Here is a 10566-nt window from a genome sequence, read left to right on the forward strand (position 1 = left end):
CCGGGTGGTAGTGCAACTGAGTCTGTCGGGCCCGGCCCGATAAAGGCATGGGGGGATGCTGAGCCCTGACGTTGAGCCCTGAGGCGCGATCTTCCTGAATCGGGAAGGTCGCGTACCTACCGGCCTTCACCGCATGCCCGGGCAAACGGTGAGGGCCTTCCGAGAACGGGAGTGTCGCGATGACCAGACAAACAGAGATTCCTGCAATCAATGTGCTGCTCGCCTATGCAGAGTTGCGCGACAGGGATCAGGTATTTTTTAACGGGAAGCTCAATGAGTTCGTGTTTGCGTCCCGATCGAGCAAACGTGAGTTCATCGAGCAGTGGCAGCGAGCGCTCGCGGCTACCGGAACAACGCCGATAGACACGAATCTTCAAAATGAAGGGCACTGTCAGGCGCAGTCAGATCTTCGGGCTGCAACGGATTAGTTGCGGTTGATTCAGGGTTCGCGATGCCGAAATGCAGATCCTGGCGGCTGGAGAATTTGCCGGAGTGCAGAGCATGAGTCTTTCGATCCGCGTGGAGCGTGCCCCTGCAAAAATCTCGAACAACAAATGTATATACTGAAGGGCGAAATCGTGTTCGGTAAGATTTTAATGGCTGCCTCTACCCAAGGGTAAAACCACATGACATCTACCCCGTCTGAGCACGCGCATCCCAACCCCACAGGCTTCGCCGCATTGTTCGCGCGATTGCGCTCCGTCGTTGAACCGCAGGTCAATCCCCTTGCGGCGTCCTGGCCACCCTTTGCCCTGTTCTTTTCATCGAGCGACGGGCAGCGGCGGGCCGACGTCGTGACCGCAACGGCGGCGACATTTGCCGAGGCCTGGGACGCAGGCACGGAGCAGGTGACGCAGGCTGCTGGCGCGGCCGGACTGGTCGTCCAGTGGCTTCGGGTGGACTGGGTTACCAGCGTTGAAGGCATGACCTGGGAGGCACTGCGGGGCCGCCTCGAACAGACCCGGCGCAGTTATTTTCGTTGCGGCCTGTCGCTGGACAGTAATTTCAGGCATGCCTTTCTGGAGACCGAACTGAATGGCAATGCCATGCTGTATGGCGGCCCGGCACAGACGCATGCGGTTGTGAACACAAAAAACTTCGAACGGTATGCCGCCATTCGGCACCAGCTTGCCAGCGTGAATTTCGAGGATCAGCAAAACGTTAATGTGTTCTCGACCCGTGGGGCGTTCGCAAGCCTGCAAGCGCCGGAGGTACACCTTCTGCACGGGACGGGTCTGAACGCGGGCCGCCGCATCATCGAACATCTCCGGCCGGCAGACGTCAGGGCGCTCGTCGCATCCGGCAGCCGTTATCTGGCCGGCCAGGTACAGCCTGGCGGGCGCTTCCACTATGGCTGGCATCCCTGTTTCGATCGCGAAATCGGCACTTACAACACCCTGCGTCATGCAAGTTCGATCTATGCGATGCTCGAAGCCTGGGAAGTGACCCAGGACAACGACCTCAAGACAGCAATCGACGCAGCGCTGCATTATCTCGTCAATGAACTCATCATGCCGGCGGAATTGCCGTCCGGTGCCCGCGCGGCGTTTCTGGTTGACCGGCAGGGCGAAGTCAAACTGGGTGGCAACGGCGTGTGCCTTCTGGCGCTGGTCAAATACAGCCAGCTGACCGGCTCAGACGAATATCTGACTCTGCTAGAACAGCTCGCAACAGGCATCCTCTTCATGCAGGATGCGGACACCGGCAAATTCAGCCATGTGCTGAACTATCCGGATCTGTCGGTTAAGCAGGCATTCCGGATCATCTATTACGATGGCGAAGCGGCCTTCGGCCTGATGCGCCTCTATGGTCTGACTGGCGATGCGAGGTGGCTCGCAGCAGTAGAAAAGGCGTTCGGCCATTTCATCGAGGCAAAACACTGGAAGGCGCATGACCACTGGCTCAGTTATTGTGTGAACGAACTGACCCGTCACAGGCCACTGGAAGCGTATTACAAATTTGGAATCCAGAACTTCGCCACCTATCTTGATTTCGTGGCTGAAAGGGTGACGACGTTTCCGACCCTGCTTGAATTGATGACGGCTGCCGAGCAGATGATTAGCCGCATGCAGCAGCAGCCCGGCCTGGAGCACCTGCTTGCCGAGGTCGATCTGGATAAGTTCTTCCATGCACTGCATGCGCGGGCGCAGCGCCTGTTAGATGGCCATTTCTGGCCGGAACTTGCCATGTACTTTGCCAATCCGGGCAGGATCACCGGCAGCTTCTTCATTCGCCACCATGCCTTCCGGGTCCGCATTGACGATGTCGAGCACTATCTATCGGGTTTTGTCGCCTATCTGAACTATCTGGAGTCGCAGCGGCATTCAGTATCCTCAACGCTGGCGCGGGAATGGAACGCCTCCCTGATCGAGGCGGCCACGCAGGGGACGTGGCTCAAGCAGCCGCCATTGGGGTGGACGGCGAGCGGCCTTTGCATTTACGCGCCTGCCATGCAGCCTGGAAACGTCGTGGTTGCCCGAACCGGTGAGGTAAGCCGGGGGATCCCTGTTCCTGTCATTCGACAGATGCAGCCGCGCCCGGCGGGTGTTATCTCGAGCCATTCTGATGTGCAGGCTCAACTTGCCGATTTGCCGGTCCTGCATGTCGCAGATACGGCCACGGCAATTCTTGCGATGGGAGCCTATGCACGCAGCCAGATGAGCGGCACTGTCCTGGCGGTGACCGGAAGCGCTGGCAAGACCACGCTCGTGGCCATGCTGGCTGACGCCCTCAATGCTTACGGTCCGACAGCGGCGAGCGCGTTCAACGCAAACCTTCCCCAAGGTGTGAGCTGGAATCTTGCGTCAATCAAGTGGGACACCCCTCATGTCGTCCTGGAAGTTGCCGTGGGCAAAATGAGACAGAGCGCGGCCATTGCCCGCCCGGACGTCGGCATTTTCACTAACATCCAGCCTGCTCACCTCGGGAAAAACAGCACAATCACTGATATTGCCCGGACCAAAAGCATGCTTTTTCTTGGCATGTCTGCGGGAAGTGTCGTGGTGCTCAATCGTGACATGCTGGAATGGGATACCGTCTACCAGGCGGCCATCGAACGGGATCTGAAAATCTTTACTTACGGCACGACTGCCGAGAGCGAGTTTCAACTCGTGGATCATGACGCGTCGGGGCAGCGGGTCGATGCGCGTATTAGAGGGCGCGATATCACCTATCCGATCGGGGCCGCAGGCTTGCACATGGCGTTGAACAGCTTGGCAGTACTTGCCGCTGTCTCGGCGCTCAACTATCCGTTCGAACCTGCGCTCGAACGGATCGCACGCTTTGCTGCCCTGTCCGGCCGCGGCGAGGAGTTTGAGCTGACGCTCGACGGACGGCACGTGACCATTGTCGACCATGCCTACAATGCCAATCCCGGCTCGATGCAGGCCGCTCTGGAACATTTGCGGGACATGAAGAATGCCGCCAGACGAGTCGCTGTGCTGGGCGAGATGGCGGAGCTCGGTCCCCAGGCGTCGCTGCTTCATACCGACCTGGCTGCAGTGGTCGAGCGTTGCGGGATCGATCGCGTCTATGTCATGGGCAAACTCTATACCGACTTCTGGGAACGGTTGCCGGCTGCACGCCGTGGGCGCTACACGAATTCGCTTGACGAATTGAAGCTTGCACTTCAAGAAGAGCTTGTCGACAAGGACGTAGTGCTGCTCAAGGGCTCGAACAGTACGCGTCTCCATGAGGTCGTAGCGTGGCTGAGGGCTGGCGCGCAAAAGTAGTATTGACCTCTGGCCCTGCGAGCAATAGGTCTTCAGGCGTGCCTGAACGACCCGAAAGCTTCCAGCGCTCACCCCCGATGGCGGTAAGCCGCGCGGGGTAGTCTGCGCGCAGCACGGGACCCGAATGCCAAATCAGCCGTACTACCCAAGGTGCTCGCCTGCGTCTGGTGCAGGCGAGTTCGTTGCCCGCGCGCATGGCCATCGTTGATCATTTCTGTCTTTTCTGCATAACCTCACGGAACCTTATTTATGAAATGGTTTGGCCGACATTGTCGGCGTTTATCGCACCTTCTGCGCTGGAGACTCCGGCGCTTCCTGTTCGTTGTCTTTGGCGTTTTGGGCGTTACCGAACCCAGTCTGGCGGACCGACCCACACTGGGGCCGTTTGAGACTCCACGGCCTGGGGAGCTCAATGTCCCTGTGGGAAGCGAGCCATTCGATGCCGCACAAGCCCTGAACGGTTCATTCAGTTCACCGGAACACTGCGCGCGAGTGCCCGATAGCCTGTGGGTCGAAGTCAACGGCAAGGGAGATTGCATTCGATACTACGCGCATGGATTGTCCGGCAGCGAAAGCCCCACTGTGCTGGTTTATTTCAGCGGGGATGTCATGCTGAGAACGACGAAGGGAGTCAGGTACGTTACACAATCCTACCTGTCTGTTTCGCCCATGGAAATTGGGAAAGATATGGCTAAATGGTCGGCTGATTCCGGCCGTCCCACGCTCTATCTTGCCCGGCCGGGTATCTATGGCTCCTCTGGCGACCATAACATGCGCCGCACGCATCGCGAGATCGAACTGATGGATCGCGCACTGGACATGCTCAAGGAGCGTTACAACATTGCATCATTCATTCTGACCGGACATTCCGCGGGAGGCCAGATCGCCGCTGCGCTCCTGAACAGACGCGCAGACGTCGCGGCATCGGTGGTTTCTTCTGCCTTTGTTTCCGCCAAACAGGTCGCGGCGTACTGGGAATACAAGCGGGAAATCCCCGGTCGACTGCTTTACGATGCCCGGAGCTATTACGATCCTGTCGACGAAATCGGGCGCATTCGCCGGGATCCACGACCGGAAATCTATGTGATTTCTGATCCGGAGGATCGTGTGGTTCCCTTTTACAGCCAGCTGTATTATGTCCGCCGTCTGCGTGCCGCCGGCCTCAAGCCGCATCACATCTACGCCAAAGCTCCCGGGCCGCAACATCACCTGCTTGCCGGACACGCGAAACGCGCAGCAACGCTTTTTGCTCAAGGGAAATCAGCGAAGGAAATCCACATGGCGCTTGCAGAACTTGACCTGTCGCAGGTTAAGTAAGCCACGAAAAGGTGCCACCTCCAGGGAGCACTGACTGGCGCTGTCATGGTGAGGAGCATTGGTCAGCAAATCGGGCCGGGCGTGGGGGGCTGACGTTGATGCCGTCAAGCGACCCATGCAGCCGATTCGTAGTGGTCCGAAAGCTCGTTGTGTCGTTGTCGCCGTCAGCCTGCGGCAGCCGATCGGACAGACCGCGCGCGTTCGTTTGGGTAGTTGTTTCCGTCGTTACGTTAGCCCGGAACAGCATCCACGGTCGATGGACACCTGGCGGTATTTTTCCTAAACTTGTTCACGGCTGGTTGCTTGTTATTCGCTGCGTCCCTGGCTTCGACAGTGAGATTTGTGGTTGAAAGTTGCCGCCTCAATTTCCGTTCCGATTTGGATGTATGACGCTTCGAAACCGGGCTCGTGCAGAAGTTGCTTGCGATGGGATGATCGCGAAACGATGGTCGTGGGTTTGAGCAGGGGGCTATGTCTTTCGTCGCGCGTTAGGGGCACCCCCAGATACCGGCCTCGCTGGTCAAAGTCTCGATTAGCGGACGAGAAGATAAAGGTGCCTTGCGCATAAATAGGGAGCTCGATGGACAGTATCGATCCGAAGCGATTCGGCAAGGTGGCAGTGTTGTTTGGTGGAGTGTCCGCCGAGCGTGACGTGTCGCTCAATTCTGGTTGTCTCGTGTTGCAGAGACTGCGCGATGCAGGCGTCGACGCACACCCCTTCGATCCATCCACGCGGCCGTTGTCAGCGTTAAAGGACGAGGGCTTTGTGCGCGCGTTCAACGTGCTGCACGGCGGCTACGGCGAAAATGGACAGATTCAGGGCGCGCTCGATTTTTATGGGATCCGATATACGGGCAGCGGCGTGCTTGGTTCGGCGCTCGGGCTGGACAAGTTCCGCGCGAAACTTGTGTGGCAGCAACTGGGTATTCCGACGCCGCCGTTCGAGGCCGTGATGCGCGGCGACGATTACGATGCGCGTGCGCAGGAGATCCTCGCGCAACTCGGCTTGCCGCTATTTGTGAAGGCGGCGAGCGAAGGCTCAAGCGTCGCCGTGATCAAGGTAAAAGCGGCCGAGGCGCTACCCTCAGCGATTGCGGAAGCAGCAAAGTTCGACGCTATCGTGCTGGTCGAGAAGAGTATCGAAGGCGGCGGTGAATACACTGCGTGCATTGCGGGCGACCTCGATCTGCCGGTCATCCAAATTGTGCCAGCGGGCGAGTTCTACGACTATGACGCGAAGTATGTTCACGATTCGACGCAGTACCTGATTCCATGCGGACTGGCATCCCAGGAAGAGATGCGCCTGAAGCAACTCGCGCGCCGCGCGTTTGACGTGCTCGGTTGCTGGGACTGGGGGCGTGTCGACTTCATGATGGATGGCGAGGGCAAGCCGTACTTCCTCGAAGTGAACACATCACCAGGAATGACCGATCACTCGCTGTTGCCGAAGGCTGCTCGCGCGGTTGGTATCAGCTATCAGGAACTGGTGGTGAGGGTATTGTCGCTCACGCTGAAGGATTGACCTCGCCGAGAGGTGTAGCAGAATTCGTCAATCCGGTCCCGGCGTCGGCGCCCTGCTGGGGAAGGGCTGTGGGGCAATCGCAGTCCCGACCGGGGCAAAGAACGGCGTTGTCACATTAGCGTTCACGCGGCAGAAGATTGGCAGGCGATGCCACCATTCAAAGCTTAACGGACGGAACTTGGGCGACGCCCATGAAAAACGCCACGCATTGCGCGGCGAACTATTGGCGATAAAGCGAACAGCGCAGCAGTTGATGTGCTTCACGCTCGCCAGCGCGGCGAGTTCTGCTTTCGCGCTCAGGTAAATGCGTAACAACTCGGTAACGATTTTCTTCGGTGCTTCGGGACAGGCCGTCAGCACGCGTGTAAAGAAGCGTTTCGCTGTTGCGCCGCGCGGTGGATAATCAGGTTGTTACCTGCCACGTGAACCTTCCTTCGAGGGGGCACCCGGCGAAAGCGTCAACTCCGCTGGCACCTATGACTCCATACGCACAACGCAATGTATTGGACCGCTTTCGCCGCTATCAGCATTTGTTGATGTTCGGCGGCGGGGCAGTGGTAACGGCGGTGGTGCTGGTTGCGTTCGTCCTGAACACGGTGGCCACTGTACGTACCTATGTCGCGCTCGAGCATCAAGAACTGATGTCCGGCGTGAACCGGCTCACCGACCTTAACTCGCGCAACGTCGTGCTTATGCAAAACGGCGTACGGCTCATCGAGGTCGCCTGGAGGGCCGGCGAACAGGCCGAGCCACGCCTTATCGAACAGTTCACAGGCAATGGCCAGATGCTTCGTCTTCAGCAGGCCCCAGATCATCTGCCGGTGCTCGTGGTGGGTGCCTCGTCTGCAACGCCTCCCGATTTGTTGGCAACCCGGTACATTCGGCTTGCTAAACAGATAAGTCAGGCGGCGACGGCAGCTTCCGAACGAAACGGAGGCCTGTTGACATTCTGGGTGTACAGGCCTGACCGTCCACTGCTCATCCTGGTACCATCGCCTGGCGATGCCCGGATGGCGACGTTGCTTGCCGATCGTGCTGCTTTTTTTTCTGCACTCGCGGGACCTGGCGGCAATCTCCTTGTTCCGCGAGACGTGCCCTTGCTCGATCCCCGCACCGGGGGGCGTGCATTTCGGTGGCTCCCTCCCTACGATAGTCCATTAAGCGGCAGGCGATCAGTTCGAGTTGCAGCGACCCTGTTTGACAAGGAGCGCAAGCCGTTCGCCGTCGCTGTTTACGAGTTGCCGGTCACCATTATCACTGCCGCTCTAGGGGAGAGTGGGCTTGACGGCTCTCTTATGCTCTTCGCGCGCAATGGACAGGTTATCACTTCATTTTCGCGTCAACCGGTCGACCCGAAGGCGTCGGATACCGCGCGTGCTTTAGGTGTCGCAGGAATTGTCGAGCCGACAGGCAGGATCTTTCGTGACGGCCACATGCTGTTTGGCTGGCCAATCGGCGAGACTGGCGCAACGCTCGTGTTTGCGCAGTCGTGGCGCTCGATTGCCCGGGCACTGACTGGTCAGATTGGAACGTCGGCCGCGACGACTGGAGTGATCCTCCTCGTGGTGTGGTCGCTGATTCTACTGTTCAACCGGCGCGTGTTTTTGCCTGTTCTTGAGCGCTCTCGACGCGTGTTCGAGAGCGAGCACCTGAGCCGCGCGCTGATCGAGACGGCACCGGTAGGGCTGGGGCTGATTGCCGTGGAGAGCGGTAAGCCGTTGTTGCGCAGTCCGACGATGATCGAGGCCGCGGCGCGGGTGGTCCTGCCGGCGGCACGGACACTTTCGGCAGAACTGGTTCACCGTCACCGGCAACGCGCAGATGTAAGCGGTGTAACCGGTACAAACAGCATGGCGCACGAGGCGTGGTCGCTGCCGACACGCGAGGGTGGGACAATGGATCTCTCGGTGAGTGTCGTGCCGGCGCGCTACCAGGGCGAGGACGTGCTGGTGACGGCGTTCACGGACGTGACGGTGGAAAAGCGCCTCAATCGGCAACTGCGGGAAGCAAAGCAGGCGGCGGACTCGGCCAATGCCGCGAAATCCGCTTTCCTGGCGGCGATGAGCCATGAGATCCGCACACCGCTCAACGCGATCCTGGGGAATCTCGAGCTGCTGTCGCACTCGCAGCTCGATGCGCTGCAGCGTGACCGGCTGAAAACGATCCGGGGTTCATCGGACGGACTGCTTGCAATCGTGAGCGACGTGCTGGATTTCTCGAAGATCGAGGCCGGTGAGATGACGCTCGAGCGGATCGTGTTCGACGCGCAGGAGGTGGCCTCGCGGGCTCTGACGATGTTCGGGCCGGTGGCGCGGGCGAAGGGCGTGAGGTTGTCGGGCGAATTTGGCACATCGACCACTCAACCGATGCAGGGCGATCCGACGAGGCTTGGCCAGGTGATGAACAATTTGCTGTCGAACGCCATCAAGTTTTCCGGGCACGGAGAGGTGACATTGAGACTGTCGGCGGAAGCGGGCGGTGATAATCAGCCAGAGCTTGTGATCGAAGTTGAAGACAGCGGGATCGGGATATCGCCGGAGCAGCAGGCGATGCTGTTCCGCGCGTTCAGCCAGGCGGATACGACGATCAACCGTCGCTTCGGTGGCACCGGTCTGGGGCTGGCATTATGCGCGCGGCTGACGGATGCGATGGGAGGGACGATCGCAGTGCACAGCGTGCCCGGCGAGGGCAGCCTCTTTACGGTGCGGGTGCCGCTGGGCGACTGTCACGGCGAGCCTGGGCTGGATATGCCGCACTTCGAGGGCGAGCAGGTGCTGTTCGTCGCGGCGGCGGACACCTGGCACGCGTATGCGGTGCCGGCACTGGAGGCCTGGGGTCTGAAGGTACAGGCGTATCGTCATCCTGCGCAACTCGATCTGGAGACGCTGGAGGAGGCGGATACCCTGATTGTCTGCGGCGAGCACGACACCTGGCATGCGGACGACGTCCGTCGTCTGCTGGAAGCGTCGTCCTGGATGATTGACTGCAGCGCGGAAGGACCGGCGTATCCCGTAGCGACGGGACGGGCGGTGAAGGTCTCAAGCTATGGTCTGAAAGGGCTGGCGGCGGCGCTACGCCATACCTTGCAGGGCATGCCGCTGGAGGCGGGCAAAGAGACACAGCGGGTATTGTCGCGCCGGCTGAAGGTGCTGGTGGCGGAAGACAACGCGGTGAACCGGGAACTGTTCAGCGAGCAGTTGAAGATGCTCGGGTGTGAGCCGCAGGTGGCGGAAGATGGGCTGCAGGCGCTGGAACGTCTCTCACGGGAGCGCTTCGATGTGCTGGTGACCGATCTGGCGATGCCGGTGCTGGACGGTTATGGGCTCGTGCGAGAGGCACAGGCACGCTGGCCAGAAATGCCGATCGTGGTGGCGACGGCGAGCGTGACGCAGGAGGAGCGAGCGCGTTGCGAGGCGGCCGGGGTAATGCGGGTCGTGGCCAAGCCGCTGCAGCTGGACGAGCTGTCGGCAACGCTGTCGGAGGTGACCGGCGTGCCGGGTGTGGCGGTGCAGGCGGAGGAACAGGAACAGGAAAGGAAACGCGATGGGATGCTGGGCGGCCGTGCAATGCCAGCCCACGTGCGGGCTACATTCCTGAAATCGTGCGAAGAGGCGCTGGCGGCGATCCATGCCGCGTACGATGCCGGCGACGCGGCCCGGATACTCGCCGAGTTGCATTCGTTGCGGGGCGCGCTAAATGTGTTTGGATACCGCACGCTTGCAGAGCAGTGCGCTCAAATGGAAGTCGCGATATCGAAGGAGGGTGTCGGGGCGGCGCAGAACATGATTGATGCTTTCGATAGCCAGTTGAGTGCCACTATCCTGACTTGATCCACTTGAAGTTTGACGTTTGTTGGGCTCGAAGAACTGCCAGCTTCGCGAGCCCGGCACGCGACTCGCTGATTACCGCCCGCCCCCTACCGAAACCGGCAACGTAAAAAGAAGCACGGTCCGCCTTAACCGGCAAGACCGTGCAACATCACCCGTCTACAACTCC

The 10566-nt window shown here is 59.9% G+C and carries 6 protein-coding genes; 5 read left to right on the forward strand and 1 reads right to left on the reverse strand.

Annotated features, from left to right (window positions below):
- The first annotated feature begins 179 nt into the window (after positions 1–179).
- The 4 genes from F6X37_RS34440 to F6X37_RS34455 all read left to right on the forward strand — a co-directional run bounded on the left by F6X37_RS34440 (position 180) and on the right by F6X37_RS34455 (position 6570).
- The gene (locus F6X37_RS34440; RefSeq protein WP_187614484.1) at positions 180–428 is read left to right on the forward strand and encodes a hypothetical protein; all 249 of its coding nucleotides are present in this window, start codon (positions 180–182) and stop codon (positions 426–428) included.
- Positions 429–626: 198 nt separating this feature from the next.
- Entirely contained in the window at positions 627–3731 is a 3105-nt protein-coding gene (locus tag F6X37_RS34445) for a UDP-N-acetylmuramoyl-tripeptide--D-alanyl-D-alanine ligase (RefSeq protein WP_187614485.1), read from the forward strand.
- Positions 3732–3980: 249 nt separating this feature from the next.
- On the forward strand, positions 3981–5048 hold the full coding sequence (locus F6X37_RS34450) for an alpha/beta hydrolase family protein (RefSeq protein WP_187614486.1): 1068 nt from the start codon (positions 3981–3983) through the stop codon (positions 5046–5048).
- A 580-nt stretch (positions 5049–5628) separates the two neighbouring features.
- Positions 5629–6570 carry a D-alanine--D-alanine ligase gene (locus F6X37_RS34455; protein WP_187614487.1) on the forward strand — a complete coding sequence of 314 codons (942 nt, stop codon included), beginning with the start codon at positions 5629–5631 and terminating at the stop codon, positions 6568–6570.
- Positions 6571–6597: 27 nt separating this feature from the next.
- Here the strand turns inward: F6X37_RS34455 and F6X37_RS38120 are convergent, their stop codons facing one another.
- Positions 6598–6930: a hypothetical protein gene (locus tag F6X37_RS38120; RefSeq protein ID WP_187614488.1), complete on the reverse strand. Its 333-nt coding sequence runs from the start codon at positions 6928–6930 to the stop codon at positions 6598–6600.
- Between the two features lie 143 nt (positions 6931–7073).
- Here F6X37_RS38120 and F6X37_RS34465 point away from each other — a divergent pair, with 143 nt between their 5' ends.
- Complete coding sequence (locus F6X37_RS34465) at positions 7074–10400, forward strand: ATP-binding protein (RefSeq protein ID WP_187614489.1); 3327 nt, start codon at positions 7074–7076, stop codon at positions 10398–10400.
- Positions 10401–10566 lie beyond the last annotated feature (166 nt).

The organism is Paraburkholderia sp. 31.1 (assembly GCF_014397645.1).
In the GTDB taxonomy this organism is placed as follows: domain Bacteria; phylum Pseudomonadota; class Gammaproteobacteria; order Burkholderiales; family Burkholderiaceae; genus Paraburkholderia; species Paraburkholderia tuberum.

Bases quoted from the DNA above. Each gene is read 5' to 3' on its own strand.
- F6X37_RS34440 (WP_187614484.1), top strand. From the start codon at position 180: ATGACCAGACAAACAGAGATTCCTGCAATCAATGTGCTGCTCGCCTAT.
- F6X37_RS34445 (WP_187614485.1), top strand. From the start codon at position 627: ATGACATCTACCCCGTCTGAGCACGCGCATCCCAACCCCACAGGCTTC.
- F6X37_RS34450 (WP_187614486.1), top strand. From the start codon at position 3,981: ATGAAATGGTTTGGCCGACATTGTCGGCGTTTATCGCACCTTCTGCGC.
- F6X37_RS34455 (WP_187614487.1), top strand. From the start codon at position 5,629: ATGGACAGTATCGATCCGAAGCGATTCGGCAAGGTGGCAGTGTTGTTT.